Raw genomic sequence first — 20,404 nt, forward strand, 5'->3', positions numbered from 1 at the left:
GCCTAGTAGGGACACCCAACAACACGGCCGGCTTTGGAGGCGCCGCACACCGCAGTGCACGTACAGGCATCGGCGGCCATATGCCGAGAACGATGGAGGACATCATGTCACCCCGGCTCGACGCATCGCATACCCAGAGGGCGACGTCGACACCCTCTCTGGAAGACACTCAGGACGAGCTCGCCCACGAACTGACGGACGGGCTCGAGGGACTTCCGGAGATCCCCCCGTACGACGAGGTGGCGCCGGCAGACGCACGGGCCTTGTCCAAGACTCTCTTCGAGCGGCTGGAGTCCCTCGAGGAGGGCACGCACGAGTACTCGTACGTCCGCAACACCCTTGTCGAACTGAACCTCGCGCTCGTGAAGTTCGCCGCCTCCCGGTTCCGCTCCCGCAGCGAACCGATGGAGGACATCATCCAGGTCGGCACGATCGGTCTCATCAAGGCGATCGACCGCTTCGAACTCAGCCGTGGCGTCGAGTTCCCCACCTTCGCGATGCCGACCATCATCGGCGAGATCAAGCGCTTCTTCCGTGACACGAGCTGGTCGGTGCGCGTCCCGCGCAGACTGCAGGAGTTGCGCCTGGACCTGGCGAAGGCCGGCGACGAACTCGCCCAGAAGCTCGATCGTGCTCCGACAGTGGGAGAGCTGGCGGAGCGTCTGGGCCTCTCGAACGAAGAGGTCGTCGAGGGCATGGCGGCGTCGAACGCGTACACCGCCTCGTCGCTGGACGCACAGCCGGAGGAGGACGACTCCGAGGGCGCGCTGGCGGACCGGATCGGTTACGAGGACCACGGGCTCGAAGGCATCGAGTACGTCGAGTCGTTGAAGCCGCTGATCGCCGAACTCCCGCCGCGCGACCGGAAGATCCTGTCGCTGCGGTTCGTCGCCAACATGACGCAGTCCGAGATCGGGGACGAGCTCGGCATCTCCCAGATGCACGTGTCCCGGCTCCTGTCCCGCACGCTCGTACGGTTGCGCAAGGGTCTGACCGTCGAGGAGTGATCCTCCCGGCTGAGCACCCGCGCGGGTGCGAACGCCCGGTGTTCCGGCCGAAGCCGGAACACCGGGCGTTCGCCGTACCGGGGCCTTCGCCGTACGGGACCTTTCGCCATACGGGGCCCCTTCGCCGTACGGGACCTTTCGCCATACGGGGCCCCTTCGCCGTACGGGGCTCGGCTCGCGGGCGCGAAAAAGTTCTGCCGTACGCGCAGGGCCGTAAGGCCTGGTCCGCCGCCCCAACCGGCCTGCCCCCCCCGTGCGGCGTTACCCACAGACACCGTTCCTGTGGACTGAGCAGAAGTGAGTCCTGCTCAGCCGCACGCCCCGAACGGTCTTGGGCGCTCCCCCACTGCCTTAAGGGCGTGGGAGGTACCCCCAGGTCCCCGGCGTACTCAACCCCGGGGCGCGACACGCATCCTGTGCGTGGTCCGATCCCGGGAGGCCAGCTCCCTCACGACCTGGCCATATGGATACGGCCAAAGGTGACGGGGAGGCCCCGAACCATCTCGCTGGTGGAGCGGGGGCCCCGCACTCCCCCAGCTACCGCTGGGGGTACCCCCAGGCGCCGTACCCGGCGTCCCAGATCGCACGATCACCGTAGCCCGACCAGCCCATCGCGCCGCAAGCCCAGAAGCCGGCCATCACACGATCGAGCTAAGCGACGATATGCACGCTCCACAGCGATCAGCTGACAGCCCCTTTCCCCACTGGTCGACTTCCATCACTATGGGCCCGCACGCCGGCACGGCGGCGACGGAGCCCACGGGGGGCTAGGAGGCCGGGGGATGACACGGGGCGAACAGTACGACGGTGATGCCGGCCCGGAGGACGAGGCGGGGGAAGAGGCGGGGGATCGGACAACGGAGCGGGCGGCGGACGGTGACGAGACGGGCCTCCACGCCACGGTGCCCGACGACCGCCTCACCGACTTCCTCCGCGGGAACACCTCGGTGGCACAGCACGCTCTGGAGGAACTCCGGGCCCGCCACAGGGCCGCGGTCCTGGCGTACGCCCGTCTCTACACCGCCGGTGAACCGGCCGCGCGCCAACTCACCGACCAGGCCTTCGTGTCGGCCGCCCACGAGACACTGCGCGGACTCGACCCGAAGAGCCCGTGGCGCCACCACCTGCTTCTCCTGACGGCCCGCACGGCCGCCTCCTGGGCGACGGACGACCGCGCCGTGCACCTCGCCCCCGGCATGCTGTCCCGCCTGAGCGAGCCCGGGCCCGCCACCGAGCCCCGGCTCCTCGCCGCCTTCCAGTCGCTGCCGACGCGCGTCCAGGGCCTGGTCTGGTACGGCGTCGTGGACGGGGAGCCCGACGAACGCACCGCCAGGTTCATGGGCTGCACGCGCGAGGACGTGTCCTACGGTGCGGAACCGGCGTTCCAGGCCCTGCGCCACGCCGTGCTCGGCGCCCTCCTGGCCCGTTCGGCCGACCCGCACTGCCAGGACTTCCGGCGTCTCATCGAGGAGGCGGCCCACCCCGAGAACCCCCGCCACAGCCCCGACCTCCAGGACCACATGGCGACGTGCGGGCACTGCGCGGGCGCGTACCGGGAACTGGCCGCCCTGCGCGACACCCCGCGCACCGCGCTGGCGGAGGGCCTGCTGGCGTGGGGCGGCACGGCGTACGTCCTGGACGGCCGGGCCGGGGCGCGTACCGCGGACGCGCACGCGAGTACGGGCGCTGGTACGGGTGAGCACGCGGGTACGGGGAACGGTGCGACCGGTACGGCGGGCGCGGCGTCCACCGCGTCCACCGCCGCGGCCGCCGGCACCCGGTGGCCCGCACGGCTGCCCGCGCGCCGCCTCGCGCTCGCCTCGGCCGCGCTGGGCGTCGCGGTGGCACCGCTGCTGGTGTACCTGCTCACCTCGGCGGGCTCCGACCAGCAACAGGCCGCGGCCACACAGCCCTCGACGCGTCCACCGGCGGTGACGGACACGCCGGCGCCCGCTCCCAGCCCTACTCCCACCGGCGAGTCGCCGAGCCCGACGAGGAGTTCACGCCCGTCGAAGTCCCCCAGCCCGACGCCCACCACGACCACCGCGGAACCGAAGCCGAGGCCGACCCCGAAACCGACCCCGACGAAGGACGAGCCCGGCCCACCGAACGGCACCTACGCCCAGGTCGTGAACGTCTCCACCGGCCTGTGCCTGGACATCCGGGGCGGCGAACCGGAGAAGGGCACGGACGTCGTCACGGCCCGCTGTTCCTCCTCCCGCACCCAGTTCTGGCGCTTCGACACCGGCCGGGACGTCCTCCAGTCCTTCGCCGATCCCGGCTACTGCCTCGACAGCCGCGGCTCCACCTCCCGGGGCGTCGGCATCTGGGAGTGCGTCTCGGTCGACGGCCCCAACGGCCGCAACCTCCGCTTCACGGTCGACGCCGACGGCACGATCGCCCCGGCCATCGCCCCCCGCCACGCGGTCACGCCGCTCGGAGCCGGCACGCTGTTCCTGATCCCTGACCAGGGGCGCGCGGAGCAGCGGTGGCGGGCGGGGGCGGAGGCCGGGTGACCGGCCTCCGCGCGGGCCGCTACGTGACGGGTACCCCGCGCCGCCACACCCGTGAGACGAGGGGCACTCCCGGCCGGTAGGCCAGGTGGACGTGGCTCGGGGCGTCGAGGAGGGCCAGGTCGGCGTAGGCGCCGGGGGTGAGGCGGCCGACGTCGGTGCGGCGCAGGGCCGCGGCGCCGCCCGCCGTGGCCGACCACACCGCCTCGTCGGGCGTCATCCGCATGTCCCGTACGGCGAGGGCGACGCAGAACGGGACGGACGAGGTGAAGGACGATCCCGGATTGCAGTCCGTCGACAGGGCGACGGTCACGCCCGCGTCGAGGAGGCGGCGGGCGTCCGGCCACTCGGCGCGGGTCGAGAACTCGGCGCCGGGGAGCAGGGTGGCGACCGTACGGCTGTGCGCGAGGGCGTCGACGTCGGCGTCGGTCAGGTGGGTGCAGTGGTCCGCGCTGGCCGCGTCGAGTTCGACGGCGAGCTGGACGCCGGGCCCGTAGGACAGCTGGTTGGCGTGGACGCGGGGGTGGAGGCCCTTCGCCTTCCCCGCGGTGAGGATCGCGCGGGCCTGGTCGCCGTCGAAGGCGCCCTTCTCGCAGAAGACGTCGACCCAGCGGGCGTACGGGGCGCAGGCGTCGAGCATCTCGCCGGTGACCAGGGCGACGTAGCCGGCCGGGTCCTCGGCGTATTCGGGCGGCACGATGTGCGCGCCGAGGCAGGTGACCTCGTCGGTGTGGGCGGCGGCGATGCGCAGGGCGCGGGCCTCGTCCTCGACGGTGAGGCCGTAGCCGGACTTGGTCTCGAAGGTGGTCGTGCCCTGGCGGAGGGCCTCGGCGAGGTAGCGGGTGAGGTTGGCCTCCAGTTCGGCGTCGGTCGCGGCGCGGGTGGCGGCGACGGTGGTGCGGATGCCGCCCGCGCTGTAGGCCCGGCCGGACATGCGGGCGTTGAACTCCTGGGTGCGGTCGCCCGCGAAGACCAGGTGGGAGTGGGAGTCCACGAAGCCCGGGATCACCGCGCGGCCCTCGGCGTCGACCCGGTTGTCAGTGGCGGGTGCTTTGCTTGATTCACCGGTCCACGCGACGCGGTCGCCGTCGATGACGACGGCCGCGTCCTGGATCAGACCGAGGGGGGAGTTGTCACCGAGGGAGGGGTCGTTGGTGACCAGCGTGGCGATGTTGGTGATGACGGTGCTGCTCATCGTGTCCTCGTGGGTGGTCGTCAGGCGCGGAGGGCTTCGACTGCCCGCGCGAGGGCTTGCGGCACGTCCGGCACGAGCGTGTGGACCGCGTCGCGCACGACGTGCCGCCCTGCGACGACCGTGTGCCGTACGTCCGCTGCCGTCGCGGCGAATACGGCCGTCTCGGCGCCGAGCCGCGGCAGTGGCCCCGCTGTTCTGACCGAGTCGAGCGCGATCGTCGTGAGGTCGGCGAGCGCGCCGGGCTCCAGGGTGCCCGCGTCGTCCCAGCCGAGGGCGGCATGACCGCCGGCGGAGGCGGCCCGCAGCAGGGCGGCGGCGGTCCAGTGGCCGCGGGCGCGGGTGCGCAGACGCTCGTCGAGCTCCATCGCGCGGGCCTCTTCCAGCAGGTCGATGACGGCGTGGCTGTCGGAGCCGAGGGAGAGCGGGGAGCCCTCGTTCTGCAGGGCGGCCGCGGGCCCGATGCCGTCGGCCAGGTCGCGCTCGGTGGTGGGGCACATGCAGGTGCCGGTGCCGCTTCCGCCGATCAGGGAGATGTCCTCGGCGGTGAGGTGGGTGTTGTGGACTCCGGTCGTACGCGGCCCGAGGACGCCGTGCACGGCGAGCAGCTGCGCCGGAGTGCACCCGTGGACCTCCAGGCAGGCCTCGTTCTCGGCGGTCTGCTCGGACAGGTGCACATGCAGCGGGGCCCGCCGCTCCTCGGCCCAGCGGGCCACGGTCTCCAACTGGTCCGCGGGCACGGCCCGTACGGAGTGGATGGCGGCGCCGATCCGCGCGTGATCCCGTTCCTTGAGAACTGAACAGCGATCGGCCCACGCGTCCGCGTCGCCGTCGGAGAAGCGGCGCTGGTGGGTGTTGGGCGGCTGCCCGAAGCCGGAGGAAAGGTACGCGGTGTCGAGGAGGGTGATGCGGATGCCGGCTTCGGCGGCGGCCGCGATGAGGGCCTCACCCATCGCGTTGCGGTCGGAGTAGGGGGTGCCGCCGGGGGCGTGGTGGACGTAGTGGAACTCGCCGACCGACGTGATGCCCGCCAGCGCCATCTCGGCGTACACGGCGCGGGCGAGGGCGTGATAGGTGTCCGGGGTGAGCCGGTCGGCCGTGGCGTACATGACCTCGCGCCAGGTCCAGAAGGTGCCGGACCCGACCTGGACGGTGCCGCGCAGGGCCCGGTGGAAGGCGTGGCTGTGGGCGTTGGCGAGCCCGGGAAGGGTGAGACCGCGCAGCACCTCGGCGCCGGGCGGCGGGGATCCGACGTCCTCGCGCACGGCGGTGATGCGCCCGTCCGCGACGTCGACGGCCACGCCCGGCTCGACGTGGGTGCCGAGCCAGGCGTGCTCCAGCCAGTACGTGCTCCGCGTCACCTGCAGGCCAGCCCTTCCAGTACGTCGGCGAGTGCGATCACCCCGGCCACGCAGTCGTCCTCGGCGGCGTGCTCGGCCGGGGAGTGCGAGACGCCCGTGGGGTTGCGCACGAACAGCATGGCGGTCGGGATGCTCCCGGACAGGATCCCGGCGTCGTGTCCGGCTCCGGTACCCAGCACGGGGACGGTGATGTCGGTGTCCTTGCCGAGAAGGCGGGCGATCTCGTCCCGCAGGGCGTGATCGAACCGGACGACCGGGGTGAAGGACTCCCGGACGACGTCGAGGTCGATGCCGTGTGCCTCGGCGTACTCGCGTGCGGCCTTCTCGATGCCGCCGACGACGGTGTCGAGGGTGGCCTGGTCCTCCGCGCGGGAGTCCAGCCAGCCGCGCACGAGGGACGGGACGGCGTTCACCCCGTTCGGCTCGACGGAGATCTTGCCGAACGTGGCGACGGCTCCGGCGAGCCGCGCCTCGCGCCGGGCCGCGAGCACGGTCTCGGCGTACGACAGCATGGGGTCCCGCCGGTCGGCCAGCCGGGTGGTCCCCGCGTGGTTGGCCTCGCCGCGGAAGTCGAACCGCCACCGGCCGTGGGGCCAGATGGCGCTGGCGACGCCGACCCGGTCGCCGGTCAGGTCGAGCGCGCGTCCCTGCTCGACGTGCAGTTCGACGAAGGCCCCGATACGGGACAGGCGCTCCGGGTCCGGCCCGATGGCGTCCGGGTCGTGTCCGGCGGCCTCCATCGCGCGGGGCAGGGTGACCCCGTCGGCGTCGGTGAGGCGGTGCGCCTGTTCCACGGTGAGCTGCCCTGCGGTGAGCCGCGACCCCACACAGGCCAGTCCGAACCGGGCGCCTTCCTCGTCACCGAAGTTCACGATGGCGAGGGGCTTGGTGAACCGAGCGTTCCTGCTCCGCAGTTCGTCGAGGGCGGCGAAGGACGACACGACTCCGAGGGGCCCGTCGAAGGCCCCTCCGTCGGGCACGGAGTCGAGATGCGACCCGGTGACCACGGCGTCGCCGGCCGCGGGGTCCCCCAGCCAGGCCCACTGATTGCCGTTCCGGTCGACCTCGTACGTCAGCCCGCGGGCTTCGGCCTGCCCCTTGAACCAGGCCCGGCACTCGGCGTCGGCCCCGGTCCAGGCGAACCGACGGTAGCCACGGGTCTCGTCATCCCGCCCGATGGGCAGGAGCTCACGCCACATGTCCTGGAAGGCGGAAGCACCACGGGCGGCGTGCGGGGCACCACTGCCCGCCCCGGGCTCCGCCCCGGACCAACGGGCACCGCCAGCTGCCCCAGGCGGCTGGCACGCGCTACCCGCCCCAGGCTGTGGGCAGTCGTTCCGCAGCGCGGAACGGGTGGGCACAGCCGGACCGGCGGACAGCGACGAGACATCACCCCTCACTGGGGAGTCGCCGCCCCTCTCACCCGTACGGCTCAAGACTCGTCACCCTCACGCATGGGCACCCGAACCCCCCGCTCGGAAGCCACCTCGTCGGCGCGTTCGTACCCGGCGTCCACATGCCGGATGACCCCCATGCCCGGGTCGTTCGTCAGCACCCGCCGGATCTTCTCCCCGCCGAGCCTGGTCCCGTCGGCCACCGTCACCTGCCCTGCGTGGATGGACCGGCCCATCCCGACCCCGCCCCCGTGGTGGATGGACACCCACGACGCGCCCGAAGCCACGTTGACCATGGCGTTGAGCAGCGGCCAGTCGGCGATCGCGTCGGAGCCGTCGAGCATGGCCTCGGTCTCGCGGTACGGCGAGGCCACGGACCCGCAGTCGAGGTGGTCCCGCCCGATGGCCAGCGGCGCGGTCAGCTCACCGCTCGCCACCATGTCGTTGAACCGCTCACCCGCACGGTCCCGCTCCCCGTACCCCAGCCAGCAGATGCGCGCGGGAAGGCCCTGGAAGTGGACCCGTTCCCCCGCCATCCGGATCCAGCGGGCGAGGGACTCGTTCTCCGGGAAGAGGTCGAGGATCGCCCGGTCGGTCTTCGCGATGTCCGACGCCTCACCGGAGAGGGCGGCCCAGCGGAAGGGGCCCTTGCCCTCGCAGAACAGGGGCCGGATGTAGGCGGGCACGAAGCCGGGGAAGGCGAAGGCCCGCTCGTACCCGGCGAGTCGGGCCTCTCCCCGGATCGAGTTGCCGTAGTCGAAGACCTCGGCGCCGGCGTCCATGAAGCCGACCATGGCCTCGACGTGCCGGGCCATCGACTCGCGCGCGCGGGCGGTGAAGCCGGCGGGGTCCTTGGCCGCGTAGGAGGCCATGTCGTCGAAGTCGACGCCCAGCGGCAGGTACGCCAGCGGGTCGTGCGCGGAGGTCTGGTCGGTGACGATGTCTACGGGCGCGCCCTCGGCGAGCATGCGGGGCAGCAGCTCCGCCGCGTTGCCGAGCAGCCCGATGGACAGGGGCCGACGGGCGTCACGGGCCTCGACGGCGAGCTGGAGGGCGTGTTCCAGGGAGTCGGCCCGCACGTCCAGGTAGCGGTGCTCGATCCGGCGCTCGATCGCGCGCGGGTCGCAGTCGATACAGATCGCGACGCCGTCGTTCATCGTCACGGCGAGCGGCTGGGCGCCGCCCATGCCGCCGAGCCCGGCCGTCAGGGTGATCGTCCCGGCGAGCGACCCGCCGAACCGCTTGGCGGCCACGGCGGCGAACGTCTCGTAGGTGCCCTGCAGGATGCCCTGGGTGCCGATGTAGATCCACGAACCGGCGGTCATCTGCCCGTACATCGTGAGGCCGAGCTGCTCCAGCCGCCGGAACTCCTCCCAGTTGGCCCAGTCGCCCACCAGGTTGGAGTTGGCGATCAGCACGCGCGGCGCCCACTCGTGGGTCTGCATGACACCGACGGGACGGCCCGACTGCACGAGCATGGTCTCGTCCTGCTTCAGGGTCCGCAGGGTCCGCACCATCGCGTCGAAGGAGCGCCAGTCACGGGCGGCCTTCCCGGTGCCGCCGTAGACGACGAGCTTGTCGGGGTGCTCGGCGACCTCCGGGTCGAGGTTGTTCTGCAGCATGCGCAGCGCGGCTTCCTGCTGCCATCCCAGGGCGCTCGTTTCCGTACCGCGCGGGGCTCGTACGGGGCGTGGTCCTGACACGGTCTGCCTCCTGGCGGTCTGGCGGGCCGGTGGTCTGGCCGGCTACGGCATGTTGCGCTGACTATTCACATCCTGAACTGCTGAATAGAACTAGTCAATACGGCTTTGCGCCAGCGGGGACGCACGACGGGTGTTTGGCTGGGCACGCGGGACACTGGACACACCACCCGGACACAACACGGACACCGGTCCACGAGCACGTCTCACCACGACACACGGCGACGGGGGACACCATGGGCAACATGGAGCACGGATTCGCACACCGCGCCGACGAGGGGCGCGCCGCACGCGAGGCCGACACCATCGACCTGGGAGGCGACACGGAGCGCACCGCGCGGCGGGACGAGGCGATCCGCGCGGCCGTGGAGCAGGGGCTGGTGGGGCCGGACAGCCCCGTGATCGGGCTGCTCGACGTGGCGGGCATCCGCGCCTCGGCGGCGGCGTTGCGGGCGGCGTTCGACGAGGTCACCGCACCGGGCACGCCGGTTCTGCATGCCTTCGCGGTGAAGGCGACGCCCCTCGTTCCCGTACTGCGCCTGCTCCACGAGGCGGGCATCGGCGCGGAGGTGGCCAGCCCCGGTGAGCTGGCGCTCGCGCGGGCGGCGGGCGTCACCCCCGCCCAGACGGTGCTCGACTCCCCGGCCAAGACGGGAGCCGAGCTGCGCGAGGCGCTGGCCCTCGGGATCGCGGTCAACGCGGACAACCCCCAGGAACTCGACCGCATCGACACCCTGGTCCGCTCGGCACCGACCCGCTCGCCCATCGGTCTCCGGGTCAACCCGCAGGTCGGCGGCGGCACCATCGACGCGACGTCCACCGCGACAGCCACGTCGAAGTTCGGCGTGGCCCTCCAGGACGAGGGAGCCCGGGAGTGGGTGGTCCGCGCTTACGCGGAGCGCCCGTGGCTGACCCGGCTGCACGCGCACGCCGGCTCGCAGGGCGTTCCGCTCTCCCTGATGGCGCGGGGCGTGGAGGAGACGTACGCGCTCGCGGAGGAGATCAACCACCGCGTCGGGCGGCGCCAGATCGACACGGTCGACATCGGCGGCGGCCTGCCGGTCAACTTCGGCTCCGACGCCACGACCCCGACGTACGCGCAGTACGCCCGGCTGCTGGCCGAGGCCGTACCGGGACTGTTCGACGGACGGTACGGCCTGGTCACCGAGTTCGGCCGGTCACTGCTGGCCAAGCACGGCACGGTGGTCGCCCGGGTGGAGTACGCGAAGCGGGCGGGCGGCCGCCCCATCGCGGTCACCCACGCCGGGGTCCAGGTGGCGACCCGGACGGTCTACGCGCCGGCCTCGTGGCCCCTGCGCATCGCCGCCTACGACCCGAAGGGGCGCCCCAAGGAGGGGCCCGCCGTCGTCCAGGACATCGCCGGCCCCGCCTGCTTCTCCGGCGACCTGCTGGCCGAGGGCCAGTCCCTGCCGCTGCTGGACCAGGGCGACTACGCGGCCGCCCTGGACACCGGTGCCTACTACTTCGCCCACCACTACGCCTACAACTCCCTCCCCCGCCCCGCGATCCACGGCTTCGCTCCGACCGAGCGGGGGGAGATCCGCTTCGCCCTCGTGCGGAAGGCGCAGACTCCGGCCGAGATCGTGGCCGAGTCGGGCGGCGATCACCCGACGGCCCTCCTGGCCCTGTAGCCGCCGGGCCCCGCGGGCACCTCCGCTCCCGCCCCACCCGCACGGCAGGGGCGCACGCGGCACCCCGTGCTTCAACACGTGCGCCCGCTGGTGCCGGCTTGACGCCCCTCACCGGGCACACCGGGGCAACCTCCGGACCCATCACCGCAGTTCAGCGCAGATGTCCCCGAACGGCCGCCAACGCCCCATAAAACGTGGACAGTTGACCCACCTTAGTCACGCGCCGCATGTTCCACTGGAAAATGCCAGAACTCTCACTCCTCGCGCACACGTTGCGTAGCTTCGTGGTCACTCAGCCGTACCCGAGGCGGGAGGGGAGCCACGGTGCCCGGAATCGACGAGTGTCTGGTGGAAGCCATGAGGCTGCCCGGTGCCCTGGGCGCCGCGGTGGTCGACTGGACCAGCGGCCTGGCGCTGGGCACGGTCGGTGACGCACCGGGCGGTGACCACGAGACGACCGCCGCCGAAGCGGCGGAGCTGGCCCGGCTCGCCGCCGAACACCGCGCGTTCGCGCCCGGAGAGGGCACCGGCTGGGACGGCGAGGACCCACCCGTCGAGGACCTCATCGTCAGCAACCGCGACACCTACCACGTCCTCCGCTTCGTCCGGACGACCTTCGACAGCAGCGTCTTCCTCCACCTGTGGCTCGCCCGCACCGACGGCAACCTCGCGCTCGCCCGCATCCGGCTGGGCGAGATGGCCGGACGGCTGGTGCTGGGATGACCGTGGTCAGCACACCGCGCACGCCCGGTCCCCGGCTGCCCGTACGCCCCCGGCCGGTCGGCGGTCCCGCCCTGTCGCCCATGCTCCACCGGCTCGCCGCCGAGCGCGCCACCGGTGTCCTGCTCCGCGAGCGCGGCAGCCTCTACCTCTGCGACGGCCAGGTCGTGCACGCCGAGAGTCCCGAGACCCCGGGCCTCGACGTGCTCCTCACCGCCGGCGGTGTCCTGGACGCCGAAGGGTGGCGGGAGGCGGTCGCTCAGGCGGGAGCCCGGCGGCGGGTCGGCCGGTACCTGGTCGACAGCGGCCGGGTCACGGAGGGCGCGCTGGAGCTGTGCCACACGGGGGCGCTGTTCGACGCGGCCTACTTCGTGCTCGGCTCGTCCAGCGCGCCCGCCCGCTTCCAGTACGGGGCCGCGCACTGGCTCGGTACGGTGCGCCCCGTACCGGTGGCCGTGCTGGAGCGCGAGACCGTGCGCCGCCGTGCACTGCTGCACCGCATATGGCCCGACCCGGCGACGGACAGCGCACCGCTGATCCGGGCCGGCCGCCGGACCGAGCCGCCGGTCCCGGCCCGCCAGGAGGCCGTGCTCTACCAGGTGGACGGGGTGCGCACGGCCGCGGACATCTCCCGGACGCTGGGCCGCCCGGCCTTCCACACTCTCGTCGACCTGCGCAGACTCGCCGCCGCCGGGATCGTGTCCACGGCCCCGCTCCTCCCCCGCCGGCCCGCCCCCGGCCCCATGCCCCCGGCGTACCCGACGCACCCGGCCGACGAGCCCGGCACACCCCCGGAGCACGCGGAACGCACAGAGCACGCAGAACACACAGAGCACGCAGAACCCGCACCGCGAACCCCACACACAGACCCCGTGTCCGCCCTGCTGGCCCCCTCCACGGCGGACCCCGATGTCGCCCTGTTGCGTCGGCTCCGAGACGCCCTGGAGGCCCTGTGATCCGCGCGCTTCGACAGCGTGCCGAGAGGAGACTGCTCATGGCGGCGGAGGCCGAAGTCCTCGGCGAACTCCATCGGTTGCGGGCCCGTGTGCCCCAGCTGACCGGCGCGCTCGCGGCCAGCGTCGACGGCCTGGTGCTCGCCCAGGACACCCCCGGCGTGGAACCGGAGGGTGTGGCCGCGCTCACCGCGGCGGTCCTGGGCGTGGCCGTCCGCATGACGGACGCCACCGGCCAGGGCGGCTTCCGTGAGCTGCTCGTCCGCGGCGAGCAGGGCTACGTGGCGACGTACGCGGCGGGCTCCTCCGCCGTGCTGACGCTGCTGGCCGAGGACCGGGTCAACGTCGGCCGGCTGCACCTGGAGGGCCGCCGCGCCGGCGCCCGTATCGGCGAGCTGGTCGACGCCGCGGCGGCCCGCGCCGAACCCGCCCAGCGAACCGCCGGAGCGCGGGCCAGGAACCAGTCCAGGGCCACCGCCCGACCGGACCGGGAAACCGACGGCGAGGCCGATCCGAAGTCCACGCCCACGCCCGCTCCCACGCCCGACCCCCCATCCACCCCCGCATCCTCGCCCCCGACCACCGCGCGTCCGGCCCCCACCCGGACACGAACCACCCGGGCCGTGCGGGCCACCGCCCGACCGACTCCGAACACCGCAACCACCAGCGAAAGTTGAAAGGACCCACCACACCATGGCCAACACCGAGACCGCGCTGAAAGAGGCCCTCGCTTCCATCGAGGGCGCGACCGGAGCCGCCCTCGTCGACTACACCAGCGGCATGGCGCTGGGCACGATCGGCGGCAGCAAGAGCTTCGACCTGAACGTCGCGGCGGCCGGCAACACCGACGTCGTACGGGCCAAGCTGCGCACCATGGAGCACCTGGGACTGAAGGGCGACATCGAGGACATCCTGATCACCCTGAGCGACCAGTACCACCTGATCCGCCTGCTCACGGGCCGCGGCGGCAACGGCCTGTTCCTCTACCTGGTGCTCGACGCCAAGCGGGCCAACCTGGCGATGGCCCGCCACCAGTTGAAGAGGATCGAGGCGGAACTCGAGGTCTAGCGACCCGGGAAGCGGCCGGGAAGCAACCAAGCAGCGTCCGAGGCCCAAGCAACCAACCGAGACCAAGCGACCAACCGAGGACCAACCGATAATCAGCCGAGAGCACGAAAGGCTCGGCCGACGCGGCGGTGCGCCCCCACCCAGGGGGACGCACCGCCCAGCCGTGTACGGGCGGCGTGTCCTCGGCCGGAAACCTCTGGTGAAGCTCTGAGAATGCCCGGAGCACGCATCCATGGCGTACGGCCGGGCAGAACATCCCCGGACGGATCACCGATCGGGGGAGGTTCTCTTGTCCACCACCGAAACCACGACCGGGGCGTCGACGCCCGCCGAGGAGTCAGGCCTCAAACGCGTCCTCGGCCCCAAGTTGCTGATCCTCTTCGTGATCGGCGACATCCTCGGAACCGGCATCTACGCGACCACCGGCAAGGTCGCCGGGAAAGTAGGGGGCGCGCTATGGCTGCCCTTCGTCATCGGGTTCGTCGTGGCGATCCTGACGGCGGCCTCGTACGTGGAACTGGTCGGCAAGTACCCGAAGGCGGCGGGCGCGGCCCTCTACACGCAGAGGGCCTTCAAGCTGCCGTTCCTCACCTTCATCATCGCGTTCATGGTGATGTGCTCGGGCCTGTCGTCCGCGAGCGCCGCGGCCCGCGCCTTCAGCGGTGACTACCTGAGCGAGCTCACGAGCGGCGCGCTGCCGCCGACCCTGATCGCGATCCTCTTCATCGTCGCCCTCGCCGCGCTGAACCTGCGGGGGGTCTCGGAGTCGGTCAAGACGAACGTCGTCCTGACCCTCGTCGAGCTCACCGGCCTGCTGATCATCCTCACGATCGGCGCGTGGGCGGTCATGACGGGCGACGGCGAACCGTCCCGCCTGACCGAGTTCGAGGCGAGCGGCACGGGATACGCCCTGATCACGGGTGTCCTGGGCGCCACGGCTCTCGGCTTCTTCGCGTTCGTGGGCTTCGAGGACTCGGTGAACATGGCGGAGGAGACGAAGGACCCGGTCAGGACCTTCCCGCGGGCGATCTTCATCGGCGTGGCGGTCACGGGCACCATCTACGTCCTGGTCGCGCTGGTCTCGTCCCTCCTCGTCGACTACAGGACGCTGGAAGGGTCGAGCGGCCCGCTCCTGGAGGTCGTCAAGGCGGGCGGCGTGGACTTCCCGCACAAGCTCTTCGCCCTGATCGCGCTGTTCGCGGTGACCAACTCGGCGCTCATCAACATCATGATGGCGTCCCGCCTCTGCTACGGCATGGCCAACGAGCGCATCCTGCCGCGTGGCATGGCCCGCGTCCTGCCCCACCGCCGCACGCCGGTCGTCGGCATCGTCTTCGTCACGCTGCTGGCCATCGGCCTGGTGTCCACGGGGGAGATCGAGGGCCTGGGCGACACCACCGCCTTCCTCCTCCTCTGTGTCTTCGCCGTGGTCAACATCGCGGTCCTGGTGCTGCGCCGCGACCGGGTCGACCACGCCCACTTCCGCACCCCCACGGCCCTCCCGGTCCTGGGCGCCATCACCGCCCTGATCCTCGCCAGCCCCCTCGCCGACCGCCCGGCCGACGTCTACATCCGCGCCGGCGTCCTCCTGGCCATCGGCATCGGCCTGTGGGCGGTGAACAAGCTGGTGCTGAGGGTGCGCGGCGAGTAGCGTCCCGGTTTCCTTCAGCCCGGCGGCGGGCTGAAGGAAACCGCCGTCATCAGCACAGACACAGCCCGGGCAGCTCCAGCGGGAACACCGGTTCCCGCGTCGCCCGGACCATCCCCTGGGCGGCTCTACACACGCCCGGCCACGACCCTGCGTCCACCCCCGGGCGCCGCGTCCCCCGCGGCCACCCCGGTCGACCGGTACGCCTTCACCCGCTTGCCCGCCGGCGCTCCGCCACGACCCGACAGCCAGTCGACCCGGACCCACAGCAGCGCGTCGCCGGTCCGCTCGACGCGGCCGATCCACCCGGCCTTCAGCCACAGCCCGGCGCCCGCCCCGGCCAGCAGCATGCCACCGGCCGCGGGCACCAGGAACGCGCTGCCCACGGCGGCCAGAAAGCCCAGTGCCAGCCACCACCGGTGCCCGCGCCGCCAGTTCCGTACGGTCACCCGCCGGTCCTGGAGGACGTCCTGCCTGCCCGCCCGGACGGCGCCGCGCGCGAGGCCGTCGTACCGCTTGCGCCGCGCCCCGCCCACCAGGGCCACCGCCATGAGGAACAGCACGGCCCCGGCCATGACTCCGATCCGCCGCCCGGTCACGCCCGGCACCAGCACCCCGATCCCCGCCGCCGGCACTCCGAGCCACCACAACGGTGCGGCCCCGGCCCTCACCACGACGGCCACCCGTGCCAGTCCCTGCCCTCCGCGCGTCACGTCCCCGCCTCCTCGGCTCGTGAAGGTGTACGGCTGTCGAGGCGCACGCTAGCCAGCGAACGTGAGACGTTCCTGAGAAACCCTCGTCCAGGAGCCGGAGCCGTTCACTCCACGAACAGACCCCGCGCGGCGGCCCGCGCGTCGAACTCCTCCAAGCGTGCCTGAGCGCCCGGCAGCCCGTCGCACATCGCCTCCAGCAGGACCCGCCCCAGCAGCATCGGCGAGCACGCGGTGTCGAAGGCGAGGCCCGTCCCCACGGCGGCGGGCAGTAGGAGATCCGACACCTTGGCCACGGGCGCGAAGGCCGAGTCGGCCACCGTCACCACCGTCAGCCCGGACTGCCTGGCGTACGTCAGCCCGTCCACGACCTCGCGTGGATGCCGCGGCAGCGCGAAGCACAGCAGCGCGCTCGCCCCGGCCGACACCGCCGCGTCGATCCGGTCGTGCAGCATGCTGCCGCCCTCGTTCAGCAGCCGCACGTCCGGGTGGACCTTCGCGGCGAAGTACGCGAACCCGTACGCCTGAGCGGCGGCGGCCCGCAGCCCGAGCACCGGCAGGGGGCGCGAGGCCGCGAGCAGCCGCCCCGCCCGCTCCACCGGCCGCGGATCGGCCAGCAGCTCCGCCAGGTGCCGCAGGTTCTCGATCTCGGCCTCGACGGCCTGCTGGTACTCGTTGTACGACGCCGTGTCCGCGGCCGGCTCCGCGGGCGCGACCTCGCGCAGGTGCCGCCGCAGCGCCGGGTACCCGTCGAAGCCGAGGGCCACCGCGAACCGCGTCACCGACGGCTGGCTGACCCCGGCCAGCTCGGCCAGCTCCACGCTGGACAGGAACGGCACGTCCGCGGCGCGCCGCACCATGCTGTGCGCGATGCGCCGCTGCGTCGGCGTCAGCCGGTGCCCCTCGAAGAGCGCCTGAAGGCGCGCCGCAGGGCTGTCGGTCACGCTCATTGCGTGCTTCCCCTCCCAATGTCCTGACGGACGTCCCCGAGGTTCTGGGGAACGTCCCGATCGTCACGGGCATCCGTCCCGATGTCCGTGAACCGGTCGAGCAGTGCGGCCGCCGTGCTCACGTCGTCCGTGAGCGGCCGGTCGGCCTGGTCCGCGTCGAGCACCGCCTCGGCCAGCTCCAGCGCCCGCTCGGCCGGCAGCCCCGGGTCGGGCCGCAGGCCGCGCTGGCGCAGGGCCCGCACGGCGGCGACGAGCTCGCAGCCGACGACGAGCCGGAACGCGTCGCACGCCCGCAGCGTCTGCCGTGCGGCCAGCGACGCGAAGCTGGCCTGCTCCTCGACGCCCCGGGAGAGTACAGCGTGGCCGAGCGACGCGGGCGCCGAGAAGGCCCGCAGATCGCCGAGGGCGGCTCCGGCGGCGTACTCCAGGATCATCACGCCCGAGGAGGCGGGCTCCTGATCGGCGAGGAAGGGGCGCAGCCGGGTGTAGGCGGGCTCGTTCAGGGTCGACAGGCGGGACGTCGACAGCCGCGCCACCTGGGTGATCGCGAGCCGGAAGTGGTCCAGGGCCAGGGCGAGCTGGGCCTGGTAGAAGCCGCCGTGGTGGTAGGCGGCCATGTCCTCCGGGCAGATCAGGGGGTTCTCGGCGGCGGCGTTGATCTCCACCTCCAGCACCCGTTCCAGGGCGTCCGCCGCGTCGAGGGCGGGCCCGTGGATCTGCGGCAGGCAGCGGAAGCCGTACGGGTCCTGGATCCGCCCGAGCGGTGGTGTCGGCCGGTCGTCGGCGCCGAGCAACTGCCGCATACGGCGTGCCACTTCGCGTGATCCCCGGTGCGGGCGCGCCTCGTGCACGGGTGCCGCGTACGCCTCGTACGACCCGTCGACGGCGAGCAGTGACAGCGCGGCGACCACCTGCGTGGCGGCGAGGACCCGGCGCAACTCGTGCAGGGCAAGGGCGGACTGACCGATGGTGAGGGCGTTGCTGCTGATCAGGGCGAGCGCGTCGTTGTTGTCGAGGGGCTGCGGCCGGGGGGCGTCCGTCCCCCGCCAGGGATGCTCTCCCGCCAGGGCGAGCCCCATCTGGGCGAGTGCCGCGATGTCGCCGGTGCCCACCGAGCCGAACTCGTTCACCACCGGGTACGCCCCGATCTCCAGCGCCTCGCACAGTGCCGTGACCACGCTGGGCCGCAGTCCGGCACCGCCGGCGACCAGCTGGTTGGCCCGTACGGCGAGCATGGCGCGCACCTGCCGGGCGGGCAGTTCCGCGCCGACGGCCCCGGCGTGGCTGCGCAGCAGCCGCAGCCCGTGCCCCGCGGCGGCCTCGGTCGGCAGGTCCTCGGTCCGGTTGGCACCCACGCCGGTGGAGCGGCCGTACACCCTGCCGGTCGCCGCTATCCGCCGGGCGGCGTCCCAGGACGTCTCCATCCGCTTCATCGCGTCCTCGCCGGGCACGGGCCGCGCGGCTCCGTCGGCGAGCCGTACGACGTCCTCGACGCCGACACGGCTGCCGTCCAGGACCACGGTCCGGGCCGGTACGACACCCGGAGCGTCCAGAATTCGAGACGACATCACTCGCAAACACTCCTTGAACCGGACAGGAGATCTCGCCTGGCGATCATTCGTAACCAGCGATTAACACCCAGGCGTTGACAACCTATTCACACACCTAGAACTCTGCATGACGTTATACAGGCCGGGCAAGGGACTCCTCATGATCCAGTTCGACGCGGTCCACAAGCGCTTCCCGAACGGCACGACAGCGGTCCACGACCTCTCCCTGGAGATGCCCGAAGGCGGCGTGACCGTCCTCGTGGGATCTTCGGGCTGCGGCAAGACGACCACCCTCAGAATGGTGAACCGTATGGTCGAGCCGACCTCGGGCACCGTCCGGGTCGGCGGCAGGGACGTCCTGCGGCAGGACGCCGCCGAGCTGCGCCGCTCCATCGGCTACGTCATCCAGCAGGCGGGCCTCTTCCCGCACCGCACGGTCCTCGACAACATCGCCACCGTCCCGGTCCTGCTGGGCTGGGGCCGCCGCAAGGCCAGGGCACGCGCGGCCGAGCTCCTCGAAACCGTCGGCCTGGCCGCGGACACGGGCAAGCGGTACCCGCACCAGCTCTCCGGCGGCCAGCAGCAGCGGGTCGGCGTGGCCCGCGCACTCGCCGCCGACCCGCCCGTCCTCCTCATGGACGAACCCTTCGGAGCCGTCGACCCCGTCGTCCGCGCCCAGCTCCAGGACGAGCTCCTGCGGCTGCAGAAGGAGCTGAGCAAGACCATCGTCTTCGTCACCCACGACGTCGACGAGGCGGTCCGGCTGGGCGACCGGATCGCGATCTTCCGCACGGGCGGCCACCTCGTCCAGTGCGCGTCCCCGGCCGAACTGCTCGCCCGCCCCGCGGACGACTTCGTCATGGACTTCCTCGGCTCCGAGCGGGAGCTCAAGCTGCTGTCGCTGACGCCGGTCGAGGACCTGCCGCGGACGCCCGCCGCGCCCCTGCGCGCCGACGAGCCGGTCTCCGCCGTGTCCCGGTCCGACGGCCGCTGGCGGCTGGTCACCTCGGCCGCGGGCCGGCCGCTGGGCTGGCTCGACACCGACACGCTGCCCGCCACCGGCACCGCCGGTGACGCGCCCCTGCGTCCCGCCCGGGCCCTGGCCGACACCGACTCACTCCTGTCCGCGCTCAACGAGACCATCGCCTCGCCGAGCGGATTCGTCGTGCGCGTCGACGCGGACGGCACGGTCACCGGGGTCACCGCCGCCGAGGAGATCCACGCCCGCGCGAACGCCGCACACACCGCGGCCGGCGCCGCTTCCGCGCGTACGGGTACGGGCATGGCGGGCTCCGACAGGCCCGCGCCCGCCACCGCCACCGCCACGGAGCGCCCCTCATGACCATCGACTGGTCGTGGATCGGCGACCACACCGACGACCTGACGACACTCTCCCTCTCCCACCTCCAGGCCGCCCTCTCCGCCGTCCTCCTCGGCCTGCTGATCTCCCTCCCCCTGGCCGTGGTCGCGCACCGGATCCGCCCGTTGCGCGGCCTGCTCCTCGGCCTGTCCAACGTCCTGTTCACGATCCCGTCGATCGCGGTCTTCGTGCTGCTCCTGCCGGTGAGCGGGCTGACCCGCACGACGACCGTCATCGGCCTGACGATCTACACCCTGGTCGTGCTGCTCCGGAACACGGTCGAGGGCCTCGACTCCGTGCCCGCGAAGACGAAGGAGGCCGCGAAGGCCATGGGCACCCGCCCCCTGCGCACCCTCCTCACCGTCGAACTCCCGCTCGCCCTCCCGGTGATCATGGCCGGTGTGCGGATCGCGACGGTCATGTCGATCTCGCTGGTCTCGGTCGCCACGTACATCGGCGACGGCGGCCTCGGCCAGCTCTTCACCGACGGCTTCCAGCGCAACTTCCCGACCCCGGTGATCGCCGGAGTGGCCCTCACGCTCCTGCTGGCCCTGGTGGCCGACGCGATGCTGGTCGCCGTCCAGTACGTCCTGACCCCGTGGACCCGGAAGCGGGGTGCCTGAGAC

At 72.6% G+C, this 20,404-nt stretch carries 17 protein-coding genes; 10 read left to right on the top strand and 7 right to left on the bottom strand.

The features are described from left to right. Positions 1–104: 104 nt before the first annotated feature. Positions 105–1,007 carry an RNA polymerase sigma factor SigF gene (locus ACZ49J_RS23685; protein ID WP_467452698.1) on the top strand — a complete coding sequence of 301 codons (903 nt, stop codon included), beginning with the start codon at positions 105–107 and terminating at the stop codon, positions 1,005–1,007. Positions 1,008–1,789: 782 nt separating this feature from the next. After that, positions 1,790–3,523, top strand: a complete 1,734-nt coding sequence (locus tag ACZ49J_RS23690) for a ricin-type beta-trefoil lectin domain protein (protein ID WP_467452697.1) — start codon at positions 1,790–1,792, stop codon at positions 3,521–3,523. A 19-nt stretch (positions 3,524–3,542) separates the two neighbouring features. Here the strand turns inward: ACZ49J_RS23690 and hutI are convergent, their stop codons facing one another. From hutI to hutU, 4 genes are all read right to left on the bottom strand, one after another. Continuing rightward, positions 3,543–4,715, bottom strand: coding sequence for an imidazolonepropionase (gene hutI / locus ACZ49J_RS23695; protein ID WP_467452696.1), 1,173 nt, complete (start codon positions 4,713–4,715; stop codon positions 3,543–3,545). 20 nt (positions 4,716–4,735) lie between these two features. Then, complete coding sequence (locus ACZ49J_RS23700; RefSeq protein WP_467452694.1) at positions 4,736–6,073, bottom strand: formimidoylglutamate deiminase; 1,338 nt, start codon at positions 6,071–6,073, stop codon at positions 4,736–4,738. Continuing rightward, positions 6,070–7,272 (bottom strand): allantoate amidohydrolase, encoded by a 1,203-nt coding sequence (locus ACZ49J_RS23705; RefSeq protein WP_467452692.1) that lies wholly within the window; start codon positions 7,270–7,272, stop codon positions 6,070–6,072. Before ACZ49J_RS23705 ends, ACZ49J_RS23700 begins: the two co-directional genes overlap by 4 nt. Positions 7,273–7,505: 233 nt before the next feature. Continuing rightward, on the bottom strand, positions 7,506–9,170 hold the full coding sequence (gene hutU, locus ACZ49J_RS23710; protein WP_467452691.1) for a urocanate hydratase: 1,665 nt from the start codon (positions 9,168–9,170) through the stop codon (positions 7,506–7,508). A 242-nt stretch (positions 9,171–9,412) separates the two neighbouring features. Between hutU and ACZ49J_RS23715 the strand changes: the two genes are divergently transcribed. From ACZ49J_RS23715 to ACZ49J_RS23740, 6 genes are all read left to right on the top strand, one after another. Next, positions 9,413–10,819 carry a type III PLP-dependent enzyme domain-containing protein gene (locus ACZ49J_RS23715; RefSeq protein WP_467452690.1) on the top strand — a complete coding sequence of 469 codons (1,407 nt, stop codon included), beginning with the start codon at positions 9,413–9,415 and terminating at the stop codon, positions 10,817–10,819. Between the two features lie 324 nt (positions 10,820–11,143). Then, the gene (locus ACZ49J_RS23720) at positions 11,144–11,542 is read left to right on the top strand and encodes a hypothetical protein (RefSeq protein ID WP_467452689.1); all 399 of its coding nucleotides are present in this window, start codon (positions 11,144–11,146) and stop codon (positions 11,540–11,542) included. Further along, the gene (locus tag ACZ49J_RS23725) at positions 11,539–12,495 is read left to right on the top strand and encodes a hypothetical protein (RefSeq protein WP_467452688.1); all 957 of its coding nucleotides are present in this window, start codon (positions 11,539–11,541) and stop codon (positions 12,493–12,495) included. Before ACZ49J_RS23720 ends, ACZ49J_RS23725 begins: the two co-directional genes overlap by 4 nt. A gap of 38 nt (positions 12,496–12,533) precedes the next feature. Further along, entirely contained in the window at positions 12,534–13,169 is a 636-nt protein-coding gene (locus tag ACZ49J_RS23730) for a roadblock/LC7 domain-containing protein (RefSeq protein ID WP_467452687.1), read from the top strand. Between the two features lie 16 nt (positions 13,170–13,185). Further along, positions 13,186–13,560 (top strand): roadblock/LC7 domain-containing protein, encoded by a 375-nt coding sequence (locus ACZ49J_RS23735; protein ID WP_467452685.1) that lies wholly within the window; start codon positions 13,186–13,188, stop codon positions 13,558–13,560. A gap of 289 nt (positions 13,561–13,849) precedes the next feature. After that, complete coding sequence (locus ACZ49J_RS23740; protein WP_467452684.1) at positions 13,850–15,211, top strand: APC family permease; 1,362 nt, start codon at positions 13,850–13,852, stop codon at positions 15,209–15,211. Positions 15,212–15,336: 125 nt separating this feature from the next. Here the strand turns inward: ACZ49J_RS23740 and ACZ49J_RS23745 are convergent, their stop codons facing one another. From ACZ49J_RS23745 to ACZ49J_RS23755, 3 genes are all read right to left on the bottom strand, one after another. Then, a complete protein-coding gene (locus ACZ49J_RS23745; RefSeq protein ID WP_467452683.1) occupies positions 15,337–15,921 on the bottom strand; it encodes a hypothetical protein in 585 nt (194 codons plus the stop codon). A 104-nt stretch (positions 15,922–16,025) separates the two neighbouring features. Beyond that, positions 16,026–16,868: a MurR/RpiR family transcriptional regulator gene (locus ACZ49J_RS23750; protein ID WP_467452682.1), complete on the bottom strand. Its 843-nt coding sequence runs from the start codon at positions 16,866–16,868 to the stop codon at positions 16,026–16,028. Then, on the bottom strand, positions 16,865–18,436 hold the full coding sequence (locus ACZ49J_RS23755; protein ID WP_467452681.1) for an aromatic amino acid ammonia-lyase: 1,572 nt from the start codon (positions 18,434–18,436) through the stop codon (positions 16,865–16,867). Before ACZ49J_RS23755 ends, ACZ49J_RS23750 begins: the two co-directional genes overlap by 4 nt. Before the next feature lie 142 nt (positions 18,437–18,578). Here ACZ49J_RS23755 and ACZ49J_RS23760 point away from each other — a divergent pair, with 142 nt between their 5' ends. Further along, entirely contained in the window at positions 18,579–19,760 is a 1,182-nt protein-coding gene (locus ACZ49J_RS23760) for an ABC transporter ATP-binding protein (protein WP_467452773.1), read from the top strand. After that, on the top strand, positions 19,757–20,401 hold the full coding sequence (locus ACZ49J_RS23765) for an ABC transporter permease (RefSeq protein ID WP_467452679.1): 645 nt from the start codon (positions 19,757–19,759) through the stop codon (positions 20,399–20,401). The genes ACZ49J_RS23760 and ACZ49J_RS23765 overlap by 4 nt, the downstream gene beginning before the upstream one ends. The last annotated feature ends 3 nt before the right edge of the window (positions 20,402–20,404 follow it).

The sequence above is a fragment of the Streptomyces sp. NPDC030840 genome (assembly GCF_055572015.1).